At 71.1% G+C, this 19,065-nt stretch carries 23 protein-coding genes; 1 reads left to right on the top strand and 22 read right to left on the bottom strand.

Going from position 1 to position 19,065, the window contains the following annotated elements:
• Nucleotides 1-53 precede the first annotated feature (53 nt).
• The 18 genes from VGO10_RS21140 to VGO10_RS21225 all read right to left on the bottom strand — a co-directional run bounded on the left by VGO10_RS21140 (nucleotide 54) and on the right by VGO10_RS21225 (nucleotide 14,769).
• Nucleotides 54-1,085 carry a TIGR03842 family LLM class F420-dependent oxidoreductase gene (locus tag VGO10_RS21140; RefSeq protein ID WP_327471987.1) on the bottom strand — a complete coding sequence of 344 codons (1,032 nt, stop codon included), beginning with the start codon at nucleotides 1,083-1,085 and terminating at the stop codon, nucleotides 54-56.
• Between the two features lie 2 nt (nucleotides 1,086-1,087).
• Entirely contained in the window at nucleotides 1,088-2,356 is a 1,269-nt protein-coding gene (locus VGO10_RS21145; RefSeq protein ID WP_327471988.1) for a Zn-dependent hydrolase, read from the bottom strand.
• Nucleotides 2,353-3,750 (bottom strand): dihydropyrimidinase, encoded by a 1,398-nt coding sequence (gene hydA, locus VGO10_RS21150; RefSeq protein ID WP_327471989.1) that lies wholly within the window; start codon nucleotides 3,748-3,750, stop codon nucleotides 2,353-2,355. Before hydA ends, VGO10_RS21145 begins: the two co-directional genes overlap by 4 nt.
• A gap of 74 nt (nucleotides 3,751-3,824) precedes the next feature.
• The gene (locus VGO10_RS21155; RefSeq protein ID WP_327471990.1) at nucleotides 3,825-4,457 is read right to left on the bottom strand and encodes an ADP-ribosylglycohydrolase family protein; all 633 of its coding nucleotides are present in this window, start codon (nucleotides 4,455-4,457) and stop codon (nucleotides 3,825-3,827) included.
• Nucleotides 4,439-5,287 carry a phosphatidate cytidylyltransferase gene (locus VGO10_RS21160; RefSeq protein ID WP_327471991.1) on the bottom strand — a complete coding sequence of 283 codons (849 nt, stop codon included), beginning with the start codon at nucleotides 5,285-5,287 and terminating at the stop codon, nucleotides 4,439-4,441. Before VGO10_RS21160 ends, VGO10_RS21155 begins: the two co-directional genes overlap by 19 nt.
• A 3-nt stretch (nucleotides 5,288-5,290) precedes the next feature.
• Nucleotides 5,291-5,971, bottom strand: a complete 681-nt coding sequence (uppS, locus tag VGO10_RS21165; RefSeq protein ID WP_327471992.1) for a polyprenyl diphosphate synthase — start codon at nucleotides 5,969-5,971, stop codon at nucleotides 5,291-5,293.
• The gene (gene frr, locus VGO10_RS21170; RefSeq protein ID WP_327471993.1) at nucleotides 5,968-6,534 is read right to left on the bottom strand and encodes a ribosome recycling factor; all 567 of its coding nucleotides are present in this window, start codon (nucleotides 6,532-6,534) and stop codon (nucleotides 5,968-5,970) included. Before frr ends, uppS begins: the two co-directional genes overlap by 4 nt.
• Nucleotides 6,531-7,268, bottom strand: coding sequence for a UMP kinase (gene pyrH, locus VGO10_RS21175; RefSeq protein ID WP_327471994.1), 738 nt, complete (start codon nucleotides 7,266-7,268; stop codon nucleotides 6,531-6,533). Before pyrH ends, frr begins: the two co-directional genes overlap by 4 nt.
• Nucleotides 7,269-7,307: 39 nt before the next feature.
• Nucleotides 7,308-7,913, bottom strand: coding sequence for an elongation factor Ts (tsf, locus tag VGO10_RS21180; RefSeq protein ID WP_327471995.1), 606 nt, complete (start codon nucleotides 7,911-7,913; stop codon nucleotides 7,308-7,310).
• 29 nt (nucleotides 7,914-7,942) lie between these two features.
• On the bottom strand, nucleotides 7,943-8,992 hold the full coding sequence (gene rpsB, locus VGO10_RS21185) for a 30S ribosomal protein S2 (RefSeq protein ID WP_327471996.1): 1,050 nt from the start codon (nucleotides 8,990-8,992) through the stop codon (nucleotides 7,943-7,945).
• A gap of 130 nt (nucleotides 8,993-9,122) precedes the next feature.
• Complete coding sequence (locus VGO10_RS21190; protein ID WP_327471997.1) at nucleotides 9,123-10,019, bottom strand: RluA family pseudouridine synthase; 897 nt, start codon at nucleotides 10,017-10,019, stop codon at nucleotides 9,123-9,125.
• Entirely contained in the window at nucleotides 9,994-10,476 is a 483-nt protein-coding gene (lspA, locus tag VGO10_RS21195; RefSeq protein ID WP_327471998.1) for a signal peptidase II, read from the bottom strand. The genes VGO10_RS21190 and lspA overlap by 26 nt, the downstream gene beginning before the upstream one ends.
• Complete coding sequence (locus VGO10_RS21200; RefSeq protein ID WP_327471999.1) at nucleotides 10,473-10,775, bottom strand: YggT family protein; 303 nt, start codon at nucleotides 10,773-10,775, stop codon at nucleotides 10,473-10,475. The genes lspA and VGO10_RS21200 overlap by 4 nt, the downstream gene beginning before the upstream one ends.
• A complete protein-coding gene (locus tag VGO10_RS21205) occupies nucleotides 10,775-11,533 on the bottom strand; it encodes a pyrroline-5-carboxylate reductase (protein ID WP_327472000.1) in 759 nt (252 codons plus the stop codon). Before VGO10_RS21205 ends, VGO10_RS21200 begins: the two co-directional genes overlap by 1 nt.
• Before the next feature lie 43 nt (nucleotides 11,534-11,576).
• Nucleotides 11,577-12,107, bottom strand: a complete 531-nt coding sequence (locus VGO10_RS21210; RefSeq protein ID WP_327472001.1) for a cell division protein SepF — start codon at nucleotides 12,105-12,107, stop codon at nucleotides 11,577-11,579.
• A 39-nt stretch (nucleotides 12,108-12,146) separates the two neighbouring features.
• Nucleotides 12,147-12,824, bottom strand: a complete 678-nt coding sequence (locus VGO10_RS21215) for a YggS family pyridoxal phosphate-dependent enzyme (protein ID WP_327472002.1) — start codon at nucleotides 12,822-12,824, stop codon at nucleotides 12,147-12,149.
• Nucleotides 12,812-13,504: a polyphenol oxidase family protein gene (locus VGO10_RS21220; protein ID WP_327472010.1), complete on the bottom strand. Its 693-nt coding sequence runs from the start codon at nucleotides 13,502-13,504 to the stop codon at nucleotides 12,812-12,814. The genes VGO10_RS21215 and VGO10_RS21220 overlap by 13 nt, the downstream gene beginning before the upstream one ends.
• Before the next feature lie 38 nt (nucleotides 13,505-13,542).
• Nucleotides 13,543-14,769: a hypothetical protein gene (locus VGO10_RS21225; protein ID WP_327472003.1), complete on the bottom strand. Its 1,227-nt coding sequence runs from the start codon at nucleotides 14,767-14,769 to the stop codon at nucleotides 13,543-13,545.
• 43 nt (nucleotides 14,770-14,812) lie between these two features.
• Between VGO10_RS21225 and VGO10_RS21230 the strand changes: the two genes are divergently transcribed.
• A complete protein-coding gene (locus VGO10_RS21230; protein ID WP_327472004.1) occupies nucleotides 14,813-16,381 on the top strand; it encodes a PQQ-binding-like beta-propeller repeat protein in 1,569 nt (522 codons plus the stop codon).
• 94 nt (nucleotides 16,382-16,475) lie between these two features.
• On the opposite strand, the gene hisF is transcribed toward VGO10_RS21230, so the two are convergent.
• The 4 genes from hisF to VGO10_RS21250 form a co-directional block, all read right to left on the bottom strand.
• Complete coding sequence (hisF, locus tag VGO10_RS21235; protein ID WP_349258972.1) at nucleotides 16,476-17,243, bottom strand: imidazole glycerol phosphate synthase subunit HisF; 768 nt, start codon at nucleotides 17,241-17,243, stop codon at nucleotides 16,476-16,478.
• Nucleotides 17,244-17,246: 3 nt separating this feature from the next.
• On the bottom strand, nucleotides 17,247-18,026 hold the full coding sequence (gene hisA, locus VGO10_RS21240; protein WP_327472006.1) for a 1-(5-phosphoribosyl)-5-[(5-phosphoribosylamino)methylideneamino]imidazole-4-carboxamide isomerase: 780 nt from the start codon (nucleotides 18,024-18,026) through the stop codon (nucleotides 17,247-17,249).
• Nucleotides 18,023-18,664 (bottom strand): imidazole glycerol phosphate synthase subunit HisH, encoded by a 642-nt coding sequence (hisH, locus tag VGO10_RS21245; protein ID WP_327472007.1) that lies wholly within the window; start codon nucleotides 18,662-18,664, stop codon nucleotides 18,023-18,025. Before hisH ends, hisA begins: the two co-directional genes overlap by 4 nt.
• A partial coding sequence (locus VGO10_RS21250; RefSeq protein WP_327472008.1) for an imidazoleglycerol-phosphate dehydratase occupies nucleotides 18,661-19,065 on the bottom strand: 405 nt, incomplete at its 5' end. The genes hisH and VGO10_RS21250, both read right to left, overlap by 4 nt.

Here is a 19,065-nt window from a genome sequence, read left to right on the forward strand (position 1 = left end):
AAGGGTAGCCGCGCGCACCTCAAGATCGACTCAAGAGTCCAGGAGGGTCCCTGCTACAGCTTCGCGGCCGCTCGCCGGTTGACCGCCGGGATGACCTGCTCGCCGTAGCTGCGCAGCGTGGCGTCCTTGTCGTCGTGCTGGAGGTAGAGGGCGAACTGGTCGACGCCGAGGTCGGCCAGCTCGTTGAGACGTTCGATCTGGGTCTCGGGCGGGCCGATCAGGCAGAAGCGGTCGATGATGGCGTCGGGGACGAACGCGGTGTGGGTGTTGCCGGCGCGGCCGTGCTCGTTGTAGTCATAGCCCTCGCGCTCGGCGATGTAGTCGGTCAGCGCCGTGGGCACCGCGGCGCCATCGCCGCCGTAGCGGGCGACGATGTCGGCGACGTGATTGCCGACCATCCCGCCGAACCAGCGGCACTGGTCGCGGCCGTGGGCCAGACCTGCCTCGGTGCCGTCGGTGACATAAGCCGGCGCGGCGACGCAGATCGTGACGCTGGCGGGGTCGCGGCCGGCCTCCTCGGCGGCGTTGCGCACCGCCGCGATCGACCAGGCCGTGATGTCCGGGTCGGCCAGCTGCAGGATGAAGCCGTCGCCGATCTCGCCGGTCAAGGCCAACATCTTGGGTCCGTAGGCGGCGACCCAGATCGGCAGCCGGCTGTCCGGGCTCCACGGCAACCGCAAGGTCGTGCCCTTGTAGTCCACCGCCTCGCCGTTGGCCAGCCCACGGATGACCGCGATCGCCTCGCGCATCTCGGCGATCCGCACCGGCGTGCCGTTGATGACGCGCACCGCGCTGTCGCCGCGGCCGATCCCGCAGATCGTCCTGTTCCCGTACATCTCGTTGAGCGTGGCGAACAGCGACGCGGTCACCGTCCAGTCGCGCGTCGCCGGGTTGGTGACCATGGGCCCGACGATCAGCTTGTGGGTCTCGTTGAGGATCCGGCTGTAGATGACGTAGGGCTCCTCCCACAGCAAGTGGGAGTCAAACGTCCAGGCGTGCGAGAAGCCGTAGCTCTCGGCACGCTTGCAGAGGTCGATGACCCGGGCGGCCGGCGGGTCGTTCTGCAGGACCAGGCCGAAGTCCATCATCAAGCTTCCTCCAGCCCGCCGGCGGCGACCAAGGCAATGGTCTCGCCCACCGTCTGGCCGTAAGCCGCGATCGCGATCCGCAGGGCCGCGTCCGGTGAATCCTCGACCTCGGTGTGGGAGATCGGCGGGTCGGACTGGGCGAAGAGCATCACGGTCGGCACGCGGCGCCCGATCTCGGTCGCGTCGTGCAGCGGCCCGGACGGGATGGGCGGGCCGTCATCCCCGCCGGCGGCGTCCACCGCCGCGCGCGCAATGGCAATCAACTTGGGATGAAAGGGCGTCGGCGTCGCACCGAACACGCGGCGCGGCGCCACCGTGCAGCCAAACGCCGCGGCCGCGCGCTCGCAGGCCTCGAGACACTCGGCCAACATGGTGGCCAAGACGTCGGCGTCGAGGTGCCGCAGATCGAGCATCAGCTCCGACTCCCCCGCGATCGCCGTGATCACCGCCGGCTGGCTGGTGATCGCGCCGACGGTCGTCACGCCGCCGTGGCGGATGCCGACCTCGCGGATCTCCAGCGCCGCGGCGGCTGCCGCGGCCAGCGTGTCGCGGCGCAGACGCATCGGCGTCGACCCGGCGTGGGCGGACTGGCCGCTGAAGGCGATCAGGTAACGCTCGTCGCCGAAGGTGCCGCTGACCGCGCTGGCCAGCCGGCCGGTGTCCAGGAGGACCGGGCCCTGCTCGATGTGGAGCTCGAGGTAGGCGCGGGCACCGTCCAGGCGCGCGGTCGCCGCCGACGCGCCGTCGAGATCGACGCCGACCGACGCCATCGCGTCCTGCAGCGTGACGCCGCCGGCGTCGAGCAGGCCGCGGACGTCGTCGGGATCCAGCGTGCCGGCCACCGCCGAGGAGCCGACGAGGCTGCGACCGAAGCGCGCCCCCTCCTCGTCGGCCCAGTCGACCAGCCGCACGGTGACCGGCGGCGGTCCATCGGCCCCCGCAAGGGCACGCAGGACGCCGAGCGCGGCCATCACGCCCAGCGCGCCGTCCAGCCAGCCGCCCGACGGCACCGCGTCGATGTGCGACCCGACGATGACGAAGCCCTCGGCGCTGCCGTCCCCCGGCAGCTGCGCCCAGAGGTTGCCCGCCTCGTCACGGTCGACGGACACGCCCTCGATCTCGGCGAGCTTGCCCAGCAGCCACTCGCGCGCGACCGTCCAGTCGGTTGACCACGCCAGCCGCTTGGCACCGGCGTGCTTGCCCCCGCTCGCGGCGGCAAGCTCATGCAGATCGGCCAGGACGCGGTCGGCGTCGACCGTCAAGCTCATGCGGTCGCTCCGACCGCGGCGCCCGCGCGTGCCACGAAGCGCCCGTGGCCGGGTTCGGACACGATCTTGCCCTGGTCGTAGACCATCGTCCCGCGCGACAGCGTGTGGCGGACCGAACCGCTCGCGGTCTCGCCGTCGTAGATGTCGTAGTCGACGTTCATGAACGACGTGTGCGTGCCGTAGTCGCGTGGCGCCGACGGGTCGAAGACGACGATGTCGGCATCCTTGCCGGGCGCGATCGCGCCCTTGTCCTCCAGACCAAAGCGGCGCGCGATCGTCGTCGAGGTCCGATCCACCAACTGCGACGGCGTGATCCGCCCGGCGACGACGCCCTCGTCCCACAGCTTGGCGAGGCGATGCTGGATCGCCGCCAGCCCGTTGGGCACCAGGCTGAAGTTCTCCAGGCCACGGGCCTTCTGCTCGTTGGTGAACGGGCAGTGATCGGTCGAGACCGACTCGAGGATCCCACGCTGCACGTAGTCCCACAACGGCTCGTGGTTGGACGCCTCCCGCAGCGGCGGCGAGCAGATGTAGCGACAGCCCTCGACCCCCGGCCGGCGCAGGTCGTCGATCGTGTTGACGAGGTACTGCGTGCAGGTCTCGGCGCTGACGGGAACGCCCCGCTGCTGGGCGGCCTGGACCTCGGCGGCGGCCGCGGCACAGGTGACGTGGACGACGAAGAGCGACGCGCCGGTGTACTCCGACAGCCGCGCGGCGCGCGAGGTCGCCTCGGCCTCGACGAACTCCGGGCGCGTCAGCGCGTGGTGGATCGCGTCGGTCTGCCCGGCGTGCAGGGCGCGCTTGACGAGCAGGTCGACCACGTCGCCGTTCTCGGCGTGGACCATCGTCAGCGCGCCGAGGTCACGTGCGCGCTCCATGCACGCCGTCATCGCGTCGTCGCGCGTCATCAGCTCGCCCTTGTAGGCCATGAACAACTTGAAGGAGCTGACGCCGGCGTCGACGATCGCGGCCATGTCGTCGATCGTCGCCTCGTTGGCGTTGGTGATGGCCATGTGGAACCCGTAGTCGACGTGGGCCGCGCCGTCGGCACGGCCCTGCCACTCGGCCAGCGCCGAGCGCAACTGGTCGGGCTCGCGTTGGATGGCAAAGTCCACCAGGCAGGTCACGCCGCCGGCCGCGGCGGCCTGCGTGCCGGTGTTGTAGTCGTCGGAGGACATCATCCCCATGAACGGCATCGACAGGTGCGTGTGGTTGTCGATCAGTCCCGGCATCACCCGGCAGCCGGCGACGTCGATCACCGTCGCGCCCGGCGGCGCCTCGACCTCGCCGACGGCGGCGATCTTCTCCCCGACGATCAGGACGTCGGCGTCGTACTCGCCGTCAGCGCTGACGACCCGACCGCCCTGCAGCAGCGTTGCGTGCTCTTCGGTCATGTGCCGAGCATCTCACGCAGACGCCGCCCCGACCATGGCCCGGGCGGCCAGACCGCGCCGCGCGGACGTGTCGCTCAGGTGCCCCGCAGCCCCGCGACGGCGGCGGCGAGCGTCGCGTCGTCGGGCAGCGCAACCCGCTCGCGCCACGGCACGCGATCGATCGCGGTGGGCCGCCGGCAGCCGAGGATCCCGCCGACCAGAGCGGCGAGCAGCGCGGTGCCTCCACCGCCCAGGCGCACGGCGGCGCGCATGCCTTCGGTCGGATCGTCGTGGCGGTGCAGGACGGCCATCAACGCGTCGAGCACCGACCGGTCATCGGCTGCGACCCCGTGAAACGGCGGCGGCCAGTCATCGGCATGGTCGGCGACGAGGTGGTGCAGCGGCTTGCCGGCCAGCGCCCACGCGGCGAGGTCGGCGACCATCACGGGCGCGAAGCCCAGGTGCAGGACCGCGGTACGGCGGGCGAGCGCAACGGGCTCGCGCCAGCCGAGCGCCAGCGCATCGGGCAGCCCACCGGGCGCACCGGCGCCGGTCGCCGCGGCCAGCACCGCCGCCGTCGCCGCGCCCGTCGGCCCGACCTCGTCGAGCAACCTGTCGCGCTTGATCGTCCGCGGCGAGACGCCCGCCCACGGCAGCCCCAAGGCCTCGCCGACCGCGACGCCGAGCAGGCCGCCGCGCAGCGCGTCGCTCAGGTCAGCGCGAGCCACACGTAGTAGCCGACGACCGCGGTGAACAGGATGGCGTCGAGACGATCCAGCGCGCCGCCGTGGGCGCCGAAGAGCGTTCCGGTGTCCTTTGTGTTGGCATCGCGCTTCAGATAGGACTCAAAGAGATCGCCCAGCGGCGCGGCCAGCGCGATCGACACGCCCATGATGGCGCCCTTGGTGCCGCCAAACCACTCCTGGCTCAACCCCGCCCACCAGACCGCGGCCGTGGCGATCACCACGCCGATCGCCAGCCCCTCGACCGTCTTGTTGGGGCTGATGGTCGGCGCCAACGGCCGGCGGCCGAAGGCGCGGCCGCCGAGGTAGGCGCCGGTGTCGCCGACGAAGGTCCCCAACAGCACCGCGAAGACCAGCCCGCCGCCATGTGGCAGGTCGCGCAGCAGCACCGCGTGGGCCAGCGCCAGCCCGATCCACGCCAACCCCAGCAGCGTCACCGAGATCCCCGGCGCACCACCGCCGCCCGCCTGGTTGACCGTCACGACGAAGACCAGCGGGATGCAGGCCAGGAAGGCCACCAGGATCGTCTCGCGATCACCCAGCGAGGCGGCGACCAGCAGCCCGATGAAGCCGACGAAGCCCGCCAGCCGCGCGGGCCGCGCGCGCTCGAACATCGAGAAGAGCTCGTGCAGGCAGATCAGGCCGAGCACGCCGACGCCGACCGCGAAGACCGTCCCGCCCAGCGCCACCATCGTCAGCGCGACGGCCAGCGCCGGGACCGCGACGATGATGCGCGCGCCGAGATCCGAGCCACCGCCGCGCGGGCGGCGGGCGCCGCCACCACCACCGGCCGGCCGGCGCCGTGGCTGGGGCATCGCTCAGCGCCCCCCGAAGCGGCGCGCGCGCACGTCGTACTCGTCGAGCGCCGCGCGGAAGGCGTCGCGCGAGAAGTCCGGCCACAGCTCGTCGCGGAAGACCAGCTCGGAGTAGGCCGACTGCCACAGCAGGTAGTTGCTCATCCGCTGCTCGCCGCTGGTGCGGATCACGAGATCGGGATCGTGCATGTCCGGTGCGTACAACAACGCCCGGAAGTCCTCTTCGCTGCCGCCTTGAAAACGCGCGGCGGCGTCGACGATCTCGGCCCGGCCGCCATAGTTGAAGGCCACGAAGAGCGTGATGCGGTCGTTGGCCGCGGTCTCGGCCTCGGCCCAGTCCATCTGCTCCTGCAGCACGCCCGCGACCCGGTCGCGCCGGCCGATGAAGCGCATCCGCACGCCCTCGTCCTTGAGCTCGGGCGTCTCGGACAGGATCCGCTGGGAGAACATGCGCATCAGCGCGGTGACCTCCTCGGCCGGCCGCGCCCAGTTCTCGGTGGAGAACGAGTAGACCGTCAGCTCGCGGATGCCGAACTCGGCAGCGTCGCGCAGCCGCGCCTTGACCGCGTCGGCGCCGGCCTTGTGCCCCTCGGCGACAGGCAGGTCGCGCGCTTGGGCCCAGCGCCCGTTGCCATCGGTGATGATGGCGACGTACTTCGCCCCGCCGGCCGCATCGTCGGTCAAACCTCGAGGATCTCTTCCTCTTTGACCTTCAGCAGCCCGTCGAGCTCGGCGATGTGCGCGTCGGTGAGCTTCTGCACTTCCTGTTCGCCGCGCCGCTCGTCGTCGGCGCCGACGTCGCCCTCGTCCTTGAGCGCCTTGAGGTCGTGCATGATGTCGCGCCGCACGTTGCGCACCGAAATGCGACCTTCCTCGGCCAGGCCGCGGACGACCTTGACCAGCTCGCGCCGGCGCTCCTCGTTGAGTTCGGGGATCGCCAGGCGGATGATCCGGCCGTCGTTGCTCGGCGTCAGCCCCACGTCGGACTCCATGATCGCCTTCTCGATGATCTTGATCGAGGACGCGTCATAGGGCTGGACGGTGATGAGGCGTGCCTCCGGGACGTTGACCGTGGCCAGCTGCTTGACCGGCGTCATCGCCCCGTAGTAGTCCACCATGATGCGATCGAGCACCGACGGGCTCGCGCGGCCCGTCCGGACCGAGGAGAAGGTGTTCTGGGCGGCCTGCACGGCCGCGCTCATCCGCTCGCCGGCCTCGGCCAGCAGCTCGTCGATCAGCTCGCTCATGAGGACTCTCCTGCTTCCGGCTTGACCAGCGTTCCCACGCGCTCGCCGGACACTATCCGCTCGATGTTGTGCTCGTCGTCCATGTTGAAGACGTGGATCGGCAGCCGGTTCTCCATGCAGAGCGTGAGCGCCGTGGCGTCCATGACCCGCAGCCCACGCTGCAGCGCCTCCATGTGCGTGATCTCGGGGATCAGCATGGCCTCGGGGTCCGAGCGCGGGTCGGCCGTGTAGACGCCCTCGACGCCGTTCTTGGCCATCAGGATGGCCTCGGCGTGGATCTCGACCGCCCGCAGCGCCGCCGCGGTGTCGGTCGTGAAGAACGGGTTGCCGGTGCCCGCCGCGAAGATCACGACGCGCCCCTTCTCGAGGTGGCGCATCGCGCGGCGGCGGATGTAGGGCTCGGCGACCTCCTCGACCTTGATCGCGCTCTGCACCCGCGTGTTGACACCCTGGGACTCCAGGGCGTCCTGCAGCGGCAGCGCGTTCAGCACGGTCGCCAGCATGCCCATGTAGTCCGCGGTGGCGCGGTCCATCCCGGCCGCTGCGCCCTTCATCCCCCGATAGATGTTGCCGGCGCCGACGACGATGGCGATCTCGACGCCCTGGTCGTGGACGCGCTTGATCGCCGATGCGACGGCACGCAGGCGCTCCGGATCGGTGCCGTAGTCGCGGGAGCCCATGAGGGACTCCCCCGACAGCTTCAACAGGATGCGCTTGAAGACGGGATCAGCCACGACGGGGCGATCCTACGGGCCGTCGAGGCGGGATGTCGGCTACTCGCCGACGGCGAACCGGACGAACCGCTTGATGACGACGTTCTCGCCGGTCTTGGCCGAGAGGTCGCCACGCAGCTGCTCGATCGTCTTGCCGTCGTGCTTGTCGCCGTTGACGTGCTCCTGGGCGAGCAGGACGACCTCGCCGTACCACTTCTTCAGCTGGCCCTCGACGATGCGCGGCCGGACGTTCTCCGGCTTGTCGGCTGCCAGCTCCTCGAAGACGCGGACCTCGCGGTCCTTGTCGGCCTGCGGGATCTCGTCCTCGTTGATGTACAGCGTCTGCGGCGAGGCGGCGATGTGCAGCGCGAGGTCCTTGGCGAACTCGATGAAGTCATCGTTCTTGGCCACGAAGTCGGTGTTGCACTCGACCTGGACCAGCACGCCGACCTTGCCGGTGGCGTGCACGTAGGACTGGATCGTGCCCTCGGACGTCTCGCGCCCGGCGAGCTTGCCGAGCTTGTTGCCCATCTTGACCCGGAGCAGCTCCGTGGCCTTGTCGATGTCGCCCTCGGACTCGACGAGGGCGTTCTTGCAGTCCATCATGCCGGCGCCGGTCTTCTCGCGAAGGGCCTTGACGTCGGCAGCGCTGATCGTGGTGCTCACGGTGAGTGCTCCGTTGACGAAGGGGTTGACTAGGCGGCCGGCGTGTCGTCGGCAGGCGCCTCGGGCGCCGCGGCCGGGGCCTCGGGCTCGGCAGCGGGGGCCTCAGCGGCCGGTGCGGCCTCGGCGGGTGCCGGCGGAGCCTCGGCGGGGGCGGCCTCGGCGGCGGGGGCTGCCGGTGCTGCCTCAGCGACGGGCGCCGCCGGAGCCGCGGCAGCCTCAGCGGGCGCGGCCTGGGCGGCCTGCGCCTGCGCGGCCTCCTCGGCGGCCTTGGCCTCGGCGGCGGCCTGGCGGCGCGCGGCCTCCTCGGCCTCACGACGGGCGTCGTCCTCGGCCTTGCGAGCCGCGGCGGCCTCCTGCTCGCGCTGGATGCGGGCCTCCTCGGCGGCGCGCCACTGACCGGCGCCCTCGGCGATCGAGTTGCCCAGCGCACGGGTGATGACGTCACACGAACGGATCGCGTCGTCGTTGCCCGGGATGACGAAGTCGACGCCATCGGGGTCGCAGTTGGTGTCGACCAGGCCGATCAGCGGGATGCGCAGGCGCTGGGCCTCGCGGACGCCGATGAGCTCGGTCTTGAGGTCGACGACGAAGATCGCGTCGGGCGTGCGCGTCATGTTCTTGACGCCGCCCAGGTTGGCGCGCAGCTTGGCCAGGTCGGCCACGGCCGACAGGCGCTCACGCGTCGGCAGCAGGGCCAACTGGCCGTCGGCCTCGTAGCGCTCCAGATCGTGCAGGCGCTTGATGCGCTGGTTGATCGTCTGGAAGTTCGTGAGCAAGCCACCGAGCCAGCGGTGGTTGATGTGCGGCATGCCGCAGGCCTCGGCGACCTCCTTGACGGAGTCGCGCGCCTGCTTCTTGGTGCCGACGAAGAGGACCGTGCCGCCACGGGCCGACAGGTCTCCGACGAACTCCTGGGCCTGGCGCAGCAGACGCTCGGTCTGCAGCAGGTCGATGATGTAGATCCCGCCGCGTTCGCCCCAGATGAAGCGACGCATCTTCGGGTTCCAACGGCGCGTCTGATGACCGAAGTGGACTCCGGCCTCCAGCAGCTCACGGATGCCAACGTCTGTGGCGGCCATGGAGGTGCTCCCTTATTTGTGTGACGTGTGAAATGCCCGCCGGCGAGCGCGGGACCCGAGATCAGATCTCCCGGGCAGGACCGCGTCCGTGTGACCCAGCGGGGTCGGTGGTACTAGGACGGCTCCCAGTCTAGAGAACCGGGGTTCGCGCCGCCTGGAGCGCTGCGGCCAGGTCGGCGGGCAGCGGGCTCTCGACCTCCACCGGCGCACCCGTCACCGGATGGGTGAAGGCCAGGCGCGCGGCGTGCAGGAACTGGCGCTCGAGACCCAGCAGACCGGCGTGGCCGTAGTCCGGATCGCCGGCGACCGGATGGTTGATCGCCTGCAGGTGCACGCGGATCTGATGCGTGCGCCCCGTCTCCAACGTGACCCGCAGCAGCGTGAAGGCCGGGAGCGCTTCGGCGATCTCGAAGTGGGTGCGGGCGTCGCGCGGGTTGTCGGTGTCGGTCGACATGCGCGTGCGGACGCGGCGGTCGCGGCCGATCGGCGCGTCGATCGTCCCGGTGCGTGACGGCGGGCGCCCCTCGACCAGCGCGAGGTACTCGCGGGTGATCTCGCGGGCCTGCAGCGCCTCCTTGAGCGCGGCGTGGATCGCGTCGCTCTTGGCCACGACGAGCAGGCCGGAGGTGTCACGGTCCAGCCGGTGCACCAGCCCCGCGCGCCAGCCGTCCTCCCCGCCCTCGGCGGTCCCTTCAAGGGCTTGTGCGAGCGTGCCGGTGAGGTGGCCACGGGCCGGATGGACGACGACGCCCGCCGGCTTGTCGACGACGAGCAGGTGCTCGTCTTCGTAGGGCACCGCGTAGTCGACGGCCGCGCCGACGTCGAGCGGCACGGGCGCGTCGTCGGGGTCGTCGACCTCGATCGTCTGTCCCGCCTGGACGGCGTAGCGCTTGGGCTCGGCCCGCCCGTCGACGAGCACCGCGCCGGCGTCGATCAGCCGCGCGGCGCGCGACCGCGAGCCCAGCGGCTCGGCCAGCAGCGCATCGAGCCGCCGGCCCGCTTCAGCGGGTTCGACCGTCAGCCGCATGCGCGGGCTCCCGGCCGTCCTGCTGCTCGATGACCCACAGCAGCACCAGCACCCCGAAGGTGATCGACATGTCCGCGACGTTGAACGCCGGCCATGCGGGGAGCTTGACGAAGTCGGTCACCGCGCCGTCGCGGATGCGGTCGATGATGTTGCCGATCGAGCCGCCGAGCAACATGCCCGTCGGCAGCCAGATCAGGCGCTTGTCGAGGTGGGTCACGAAGTAGTAGAGCAGCGCCGAGAGGGCAGCGGCGACCAAGACCACCACGATGATCCCGCCGCCGGCGAACGCGCCGAACGCCACACCGGTGTTGCGCACATGCACCAGCGAGATCGCCGGCAGGATCGAGTCCTCCTCGCCAATCTCGATCCCGTGGCGCACCAGCGCCTTGGTCGCCTGGTCGAGGACCACGACCAGCGCCAGGACGAGCCCGGCGCGTGCCCAGACGGCGGCCCTCACCCGTGAATCAGGCTGACGATGACGCCGCCGACGAGCCACAGCACGATCGTCGCGACCATCGGGCTGAGGTCCAGCGGGCCGAACGGGGGGATGAAGCGGCGGAAGATCGCGAGGTACGGCTCGCTGACATCGCGCAGGAAGTCGAGCACCGACCGCGACCAGCGCGAGTACGGCAGCCGCCCCCCCACGTTGAAGTACATCGACGAGAAGATGTAGGCGATGATGATGATCGTGTAGACCAACAACAACGCCTCGACGAAGCTTGCGATCGACTCGCGCGTCGTCGCCAGGACGAACATCAGGAGCGCACCCCCAGCACGGCGTCAAGTGCGTCCTGGAACGCGGCGCGGACCCCTGCGCGCTCCAGCGCCGCCAGCCCGCGCGCCGTGGACCCACCTGGCGAGGTGACCTCGCGGCGGACCGCAAGCGTGTCGTTGCCGCGGGCGCGCAGCAGCGCGGCCGTTCCGGCGAAGGTCTGGACCACCATCTCGGCGGCCTTGTCGGGCGGCAGCCCGTGGCGGACGCCTGCGTCGATCTGGGCCTCGGCCAGCAGTGCCACGTAGGCGGGGGCGTTGCTCATCAGGCCCATCGCGACGTCGACGAGGCCGTCGGCGACCTCGACCAAGAGGCCGAGCTCGGAGAACAGCGAGGGCACGTCCTGGTCGAGGCGCGCATCCTGGTGAACATCGTCGGCCGCGCGGACGACGACGCCCTGGCGCAGCTCGACCGGCGTGCTCGGCAGGAAGCGGTAGACGGGGCAGTTGGGATAGGCCGTCTTCAGGTCGGCCAGTGAGACGCCGCCAAGGATCGAGGCAATGGCCTTGGCGTCATCTCGGATCTCGTCGGCAACTTGCGCCAGTTGCGCGGGCTTGTGGCAGAGGACGACGAGGTCGGCCTTCTGCGCCACCGCGGCGTTGAGCTTGATCACCTCGCCACCCACCTCGGCGACCAGCGCCTCGGCAACCTCGGTACGTGGGTCCGCCGCCAGGACCGGCCGACCCCACCCGCGCGCGAGACCCCGCGCCATGTTCCCCGCACCGATGAGTCCGACCTGCACGCGCGACACTGTAGTGCGTGACCCGGCCCCCCACCCGCCCGGCCTAGGACTGGTTGAAGAAGCCCTTCTCGATCAGCTGCGCGCGCTCTTCGGCCGAGATCTCGACGTTGCGCGGCGTCAGCATGAACACGCGGTCGGCGACGCGCTGCATGCCGCCGTCGAGGGCGTAGGTCAGACCCGAAGCGAAGTCGATCAGCCGCTTGGAGAGGTCCGTGTCGGTCGACTGCAGGTTGAGCACGACCGGGATGTCGTCCTTGAACTTGTCGGCGACCTGCTGGGCGTCGTTGAAGGACTTGGGGATGACGAGGTGCAGCTTGACGCTGCCGTTGCGCGCTTTGGCGGCGGCGCCACCACCGATCGGGCGCAGGTTCGCCCGCGTCGGCGGCTCGTCGTCGGCGAAGATGTCGTCGAACTCGTCGCGGCGCCGGCGCGTGCTGAGACGGCGCACGTTCGGGCGCTCCCGCGCCTCCGGTTCGGGCTCCGGGTAGTCGTCATCTGCGTCGGCGTAGCCGTCGCGCTCTTCGGCCAACCCGAAGTAGACGAGTGCCTTATGCCAGCTGTCGCTCACGGCCACGACTTCAACTGTACGCCAAAGCGGGTGAAAACCCTGCAATCACAGGTACAGTTTCGTGCCGACTCGCACGATCGTGGCACCTTCTTCGACGGCCACGGGGAAGTCCTGGGTCGTCCCCATCGACAGCTCCGGGAGGCCACGTGCCGCCGCCAGCGCGGCCAGCGCGGCGAACCAACGGCGGCTGTCCTCAGGATCGGCGGCCAGCGGCGGCATGGTCATCAGCCCGACGACCTCGACCCCGGAGAGCGCTTGGGCGCGATCCAGGAAGTCGTCCAGCGCGGCGGGCGCGATGCCGCTCTTGCCCTCCTCCCCGGCGATGTTGACCTCGACGAGGATCTTGGTTCCGTCCTTCGCATGACGGCCGAGCTGCTCGACCACCGACGCGCTGCCCACAGAGTGGATCATCCGCACCAGCGGCAGGATCGTCTTGACCTTGCGGCTCTGCAGGTGACCGATGAAGTCCCAGGTGAGCTGCCCGCCGCCGGGCGCGGCGACCTTGCGCTCGAGCTCCTGGGCCCGGTTCTCACCGACCAGCGAGATGCCGGCCTGGGCCAGGACCGGCAGCTCCTCGATCGCCACGTACTTGACGGCGGCCAGCAGCTGGACGTCATCGGCGCTGCGCCCGGCGCGCGCGGCGGCGTCAGCGATCTCGGAGCGCACCCGCTCGACGTTGGCCCGCACGTCCTCGACGGTGAGGCCCTCGATCAGCTGCGCCATATGAGCCCTCCCTGCCGGCCGGTGAGACCGCCGGAGGCGCGATGGCTGAAGAAGAGGTCGGGCTCGCACATCGTGCAGCGCTCGACGTCGAGCAGCCGCGTCGCACCGGCCGCCACGAGGCGATCGGCGGCGATGGCCTTCAGGTCGATCGTGCGGTCGGCGCGCCGCGCGACCTGCGGAAAACGGGCGGCGACCTCGTCGCCGACCTCATAGCAACAGCCCCCCGCCCCGGGACCGATCGCCGCCCCAAGCTCGCCGTCCGGATCCAGCGCCCGAACCGCCTGCACGCCGGCCTCCAGCACGCCGTCGGCCAGGCCGCGCCAGCCGGCGTGCACCATCGCGACGGCACCAGGGGTGGCCAGGGCGATCGGCAGGCAGTCGGCGGTCAAAACGAGCGCGGCCACGCCGGCCGCGGCGGTCGCCACGCCGTCGGCGTCGACGATCGCCTGCTCGGACGTGGCGCCGTCCACGGTCAACACCCGCGTGCCGTGCACCTGGCGCGCGAAGGCCAGCGGACGGCCGTCGGCGGCACGACGGCGGTTCTCGGCGACCGCGTCAGGATCGTCATCGGTCCAGCGGCCGAGGTTGAGCGAGGCGTACGGCCCTTCTGAGACGCCGCCCGCGCGTGTGGTGAAGCGCACATGGGCGCCCAGCAGACGGAGCTCGAACGGCAGGGACATCGGCACGGCCGCTGTTGTAGCACTCGTTCGAGCGCCGCTCACGACTCGTCCAGCGCAGCGGCCAGCTCAGCGTCGCGCCCGGGCGCGAGCTCGCCGTCGAGCCGCCGCGCGAGCACCGCGGCCAGCCGCGCGCCCAGCTCCGGGCCCTCCGGGATGCCGGCAGCGATGAGATCACGACCGTCGATCGCCAGCCGGACATGGCGCCAGTCGGCGAGGAACCGCGCAGCGGTGTCCGCATCGCCACGTGCCCCAGCGACGGCAACCGCCTCGACCGGCTCGCCGCGCAGCGCGGCAACGATCTCCGACGGGCGACCAGGCTCAATCGGCGCCAGCGCCGCGCAGCGCGCCAGCACTCGCTGCTCGGCCGCGGTGAAGCCGAACCTCCGCGGCCAGGCCGCGTCGGGGATCACGGCGCCCAGGATCGTGAGGTCGCGACGCGGGTCGGACGCCGGCGCCGCGGCCGCAGCGACCGGCTCGTTGACAGCGCCCGCAGGTGCAGCCAGCAGCGCGCGCACGGGCGCGCGCTCTGGCGGGAGCAACGCCAGCGCGCGCTCCACCAGCTCAGGATCAAGCGTCAACCCCTCAACGAGCCCCAAGTTCTGCGCCGCGTGCAGCGCCGCCAGCGGATCGGGCTCGACCAGCGCGAGCCGCAGCTCGGCGCCGAGCCGGTCACCACTCACGGTCTCGAGCGCGCCACGCTGCACGGCCTCGTAGGCCAGCCGGTCGGTGGCCGGCTCGGGCGTGAAGCCGAGGCGAACCGCGTAGCGGACCAGCCGCCACAGGCGCGTCGGGTCGTCTCGAAACGACGCTGCGTGCATCACGCGGAGCCGTCCGGCCTCGAGATCCTCCAGCGCAGCAGGCGCGGCCGCCAGCTCTCCGGCGCCGTTGAGCGCCAGCGCGTTGACGGTGAAGTCGCGGCGCAGCAGATCGTCCTCGAGATCTCCGCCGCGCACGTCGGGCAGCGCGCCCGGCGCCCTGTAGCGCTCGGCGCGCGCCGTCACCACGTCGTAGAAGCAATCGCCGCAAACCACGTCGTAGGTGCCGAAGCGCTCGTGGAAGGCCACGATCTCGCCCAGCGCTCGCGCGACCGGCTCCGGGTCACCTTCGACCACGACGTCCAGCTCGCCCAGCGGACGACCCAGCAACGCATCGCGGACCGCGCCCCCGACGACCCACGAGCCCGGATGCTGTCCGAGCACGTCGAGCAGCCGCGCGCCGCAGGGCAGCGCGCGCAGCGCATCGAGGGCCTCGGCTGCAGTGCGCACGGTGGCGATCCTGCCATGCCGTCCGAACGCATACCCTGTTGGCATGCCCCGTCCCTCCGGCGGCCGACGCCGCCGGTTGGTGTGGATCGTGCCGGTCCTCGTGGCCCTCCTGCTCGCAGCCGGCGCGGTGAAGGTGCTGACGGGTGGCCCGGGCGACGTCTCCAACCCCGGCGTCGAGTTCGACACGGCGCCGCCCACCGCGCCGACCACACCGCAGCCGAAGACCACCTCCAGCTCCGCCAAGGATCCGTTCGACGACGGCTTCGAGTGGCCGGTCTACGGCTACACGAAGAACCGCGCGCGCTACCTCCCCCTGGACCGACCGCTGCGCCCGCCCTTCACGCTGCGCTGGAAGGTGACGGGCTCGATCCTGCTCGAGTTCCCGCCGGTCCTCTGTGGCCGCTCGCTGTTCCTGCTCAAGAACAACGGGGCGCTCTACTCGATCTCCCGCCGCACCGGCCACGTCTTGTGGCGCGTCAAGCTCGGCTATCTCGCCGCCGCCTCGCCTGCCTGCTCGCACGGCACGGTCTACTCGGTCTTGCTCGCGCGCGGCAAGGGGATCAAGGCGGGCCGCGTTGTGGCGGTCGCCGCCGGCACGGGCCGCACGCGCTGGTCGCGCAAGCTGCCCAGCCGAGCGGAGTCCTCACCGCTGATCGATCACGGCCGGCTCTACTTCGGCAGCGAGGACGGGACCGTCTACGCGCTTGACAGCGCCAACGGCGCGATCGTGTGGACCTACAAGGCCGGCGGCGCGGTCAAGGGCGCGCTTGCCCTCGACAGCGGGCGTCTGTTCTTCGGCGACTACGGCGGACAGGTCACCGCGCTGCGCCGCGCCGACGGCAAGCAGCTCTGGAAGACCGGCACCAGCGGCGGCGCCTTCGGGTTGAAGTCGGGCAACTTCTACGCCACGCCCTCGGTCGCCTACGGCCGCGTCTACATCGGCAACACCGACGGGTTCGTGTACTCCTTCGGCGCCGGCAGCGGCAAGCTCGCCTGGCGCCACAAGACCGGCGGCTACGTCTACTCCTCCCCCGCGATCTCGCCCGTCAACGGCGGCACGGTCTACGCCGGGTCCTACGATGGCAAGTTGTATGCCTTCGACGCCCGCACCGGCAGCGTGCGCTGGACGCACAAGAGCGGCGGCAAGATCTCCGGCGGCCCGGTCGTCATCGGCGACCTGGTGTTCTACTCCAACCTCAGCCGTCACTCGACCGGCGTCGTCGGTGCGGCCAACGGCAAGACGGTGTGGTCGATCGGCCGTGGCGCGTTCAACCCCGTCATCTCCGACGGCCAGCGCATCTACCTCGTCGGCTACACCAACCTGTATGCCTTCGGCGAGCAGGGGCGGACCGCGCAGGGCACGCTGACCGACGCCGGCCGCGTGCATCGTCGCAACCACCTCGCCGCCGTCGCCAAGCGCCGCCACGCGCGCTACGTCGCCCGCCGGGTCGCCCAGCGCAAGCGCGCGGTCGCCCACCGTCTGGCCCAACGCCACCGCCACATCGAGGTCTGCTTCAAGGCCAACGGCAAGACCAGGTGCCGGATCCCGAAGCCGCCGGTCTGCTTCCAGCGCGCCGGCGGCCGCACCGTCTGCCGCGCCCGCAAGGACTAGCCACCCAGCCACCCCACACGGCGTCGAGGGACGATTGAATCTCGTACAGCGAGATTCAATCGTCCCTCGACGCGTGTTGGGCGTGACGGAGGCGCTAGGGGCGCACGTTGACGCCGGCTTGCAGCAGCCGCGTCTTGGCCTCGGCGACGGTGTACTCGCCGAAGTGAAACAGGGAAGCGACGAGGGCGGCGTCGGCGCCGGCCTCCAATGCGGCGACGAGATCGTCGAGGTCGCCGGCGCCGCCGGAGGCGATCACCGGGACGTCGACCGCCTCGGCCACCGCGCGCGTCAGGTCTAGGTCGTAACCGTCCTTGGTGCCGTCGCGATCCATCGAGGTCAGCAGGATCTCGCCCGCGCCGCGGCGAACGCCCTCCACCGCCCACTCGACCGCATCGCGACCGGTCGGCGTGCGGCCGCCGGCGACGAAGACCTCCCAGCCGTCGGCCTGCGACGCGTCGACCCGGCGCTTGGCGTCGATCGCCAGCACCACGCACTGGGAGCCGAAGTGCTCGGAGAGCTCATCGAGCAGCTGCGGCCGCGAGACCGCCGCGGAGTTCACCGACACCTTGTCGGCACCGGCATCGAGCACCGCCTGGGCGTCGGTGACCGAGCGGATCCCGCCACCGATCGTGAACGGGATGAACACGTTGTCGGCGGTGCGCCGCGCGAGGTCGACGATCGTGTCGCGCTGCTCGTGGGTCGCGCTGATGTCGAGGAAGATGACCTCGTCAGCGCCCTCGGCGTCGTAGCGCTCGGCGAGCTCGACCGGATCGCCCGCATCCCGAAGACCGACGAAGTTGGTGCCCTTGACGACACGGCCGTTGTCGACGTCCAAGCAGGGGATCACGCGCTTGAGGTGCATGGCTCAGTCGGTCGCCGGCACGGGCCGGTAGGGCTTCTTGTCGAGCCGGTCGCCGACATCGGGCTGCAGCGCCTGCTGACCCTCGGCGATCGTGAAGCGCCCCTCGTAGAGCGCCTTGCCCGCGATGACCCCGCCGAGGTTGACCTGGCGCAGGTCGCGCAGGCCGCGGAGGTCGTCGAGCGTGCCGATGCCGCCGGAGTAGATGAAGCGCCCGCGCACGACCTGGGCGATCTTCTTGACCGCCTCGAAGTCGATGCCGCCGAGCATGCCGTCGCGATCGACGTCGGTGTAGACGAACGAGCGCACGCCACGGTTCTGCAACCGCTCGATGACGGCCGCGGCCGGCATCTGCGTCGTCTCCTGCCAGCCCGAGGTCGAGACGTGGCCGCCGCGCGTGTCGACCGAGACGATCGTCCGGTCGCGAAACGCCCCCAGCACGTCGTCGAGGAAGTCGATGTCGTTGAACGCCGCGGTGCCGAGGATCACGCGCTCGGCGCCGGCGCGCAGCGCATCGCGCACGGCCGGCAGCGACCGCAAGCCGCCGCCGTACTGGACCGGCACATGGAGCTCGTGGGCGATCTGCTCGAGATGGCCGAGCGACTTCGGTGTGCCGGTGCGGGCACCGTCGAGATCGACCACGTGCAGGAAGCGCGCGCCCGCGTCGACCCACGCGCGCGCGGCCTCCAGCGGCGAGTCCTCGTACACGGTCACCTGGTTGAAATCGCCCTTGACCAGCCGGACCGCCTTGCCCTCGCTGATGTCAATTGCCGGATACAGGATCAAGCTGCCGTCGCCTCCACTGACGTACAGACCCGCACGAAGTTCGCCAGCAGGGCGATCCCGTCGCGCGAGGACTTCTCGGGATGAAACTGGGTGCCGAACACGTTCCCGCGACCGACGACGGAGGCGAACTCGCTGCCGTAGTCGCTGATGCCGAGCGCGGCGTCGTCATCGGGCGCCAGCGCGGGGACGAAGGAGTGCACGTGGTAGAACGGCGTCGGGTCCGGAAGGCCCTCGCTCAGCGCGGACGGGCGGGTCCAGCGCACGTTGTTCCAGCCGATGTGCGGAAGCTTGAGACCGCGCGGGTCGAGGCGCACGACCTCGCCCGGAAGCAGTCCGAGGCCCTCTTCGGTGCTGCCGAACTCCGTCGAGCCCTCGAAGAGCAACTGCATGCCGAGGCAGGCGCCGAGGACTGGCACGCCGGCGGCCGCGCGCTCGCGGAGGAACTCCGTCAGGCCGGTCTCGTCCAGCGCCTCCATCGCCCGCGCGAACGCACCGACGCCCGGTACGACGAGGCCGTCGGTGCGCGCCAACGCCTCGTGGTCGCCGGTCAGCACGACGGTCGCACCGGCCCGCTCCAGCGACTTCTGCATGGAGCGGCGATTGCCCATGCCGTAGTCGACGAGGCCGAGCGTGATCACGAGGTGAGCGTTCCCTTGGTCGACGGCACGCCGGTCTCGGTCGGGTCGATCGCCACGGCCTGACGCAGCGCGCGGGCAAAGGCCTTGAACGCCGCCTCGATCATGTGATGGGCATTGGTGCCCGCCTCGACCGTGACGTGGATCGTCATCTTCGCCGCGCTGGAGACCGCGCGGAAGAACTCCTCGGTCAGCTCGTGGTCGAAGTTACCGGTGCCACCGGGCGGCAGCTCGGCCTCGAAGGCCAGGTACGGCCGGCCGGAGATATCGAGGGCGACGCTGGCGCGCGCCTCGTCCATCGGCACGACGGAGTGGCCGTAACGGAAGATGCCGACGCGGTCGCCGAGCGCCTGGTCGATGGCCTGGCCGAGCACGATCCCGGTGTCCTCGACGGTGTGGTGCGC

Source organism: Baekduia sp. (genome assembly GCF_035996765.1).
Taxonomy (GTDB): domain Bacteria; phylum Actinomycetota; class Thermoleophilia; order Solirubrobacterales; family Solirubrobacteraceae; genus Baekduia.

Bases quoted from the DNA above. Each gene is read 5' to 3' on its own strand.
- VGO10_RS21140 (WP_327471987.1), bottom strand. From the start codon at position 1,085: ATGGACTTCGGCCTGGTCCTGCAGAACGACCCGCCGGCCGCCCGGGTC.
- VGO10_RS21145 (WP_327471988.1), bottom strand. From the start codon at position 2,356: ATGAGCTTGACGGTCGACGCCGACCGCGTCCTGGCCGATCTGCATGAG.
- hydA (WP_327471989.1), bottom strand. From the start codon at position 3,750: ATGACCGAAGAGCACGCAACGCTGCTGCAGGGCGGTCGGGTCGTCAGC.
- VGO10_RS21160 (WP_327471991.1), bottom strand. From the start codon at position 5,287: ATGCCCCAGCCACGGCGCCGGCCGGCCGGTGGTGGTGGCGGCGCCCGC.
- frr (WP_327471993.1), bottom strand. From the start codon at position 6,534: ATGAGCGAGCTGATCGACGAGCTGCTGGCCGAGGCCGGCGAGCGGATG.
- rpsB (WP_327471996.1), bottom strand. From the start codon at position 8,992: ATGGCCGCCACAGACGTTGGCATCCGTGAGCTGCTGGAGGCCGGAGTC.
- VGO10_RS21190 (WP_327471997.1), bottom strand. From the start codon at position 10,019: ATGCGGCTGACGGTCGAACCCGCTGAAGCGGGCCGGCGGCTCGATGCG.
- VGO10_RS21200 (WP_327471999.1), bottom strand. From the start codon at position 10,775: ATGTTCGTCCTGGCGACGACGCGCGAGTCGATCGCAAGCTTCGTCGAG.
- VGO10_RS21215 (WP_327472002.1), bottom strand. From the start codon at position 12,824: ATGGCGCAGCTGATCGAGGGCCTCACCGTCGAGGACGTGCGGGCCAAC.
- VGO10_RS21220 (WP_327472010.1), bottom strand. From the start codon at position 13,504: ATGTCCCTGCCGTTCGAGCTCCGTCTGCTGGGCGCCCATGTGCGCTTC.
- VGO10_RS21230 (WP_327472004.1), top strand. From the start codon at position 14,813: ATGCCCCGTCCCTCCGGCGGCCGACGCCGCCGGTTGGTGTGGATCGTG.
- hisF (WP_349258972.1), bottom strand. From the start codon at position 17,243: ATGCACCTCAAGCGCGTGATCCCCTGCTTGGACGTCGACAACGGCCGT.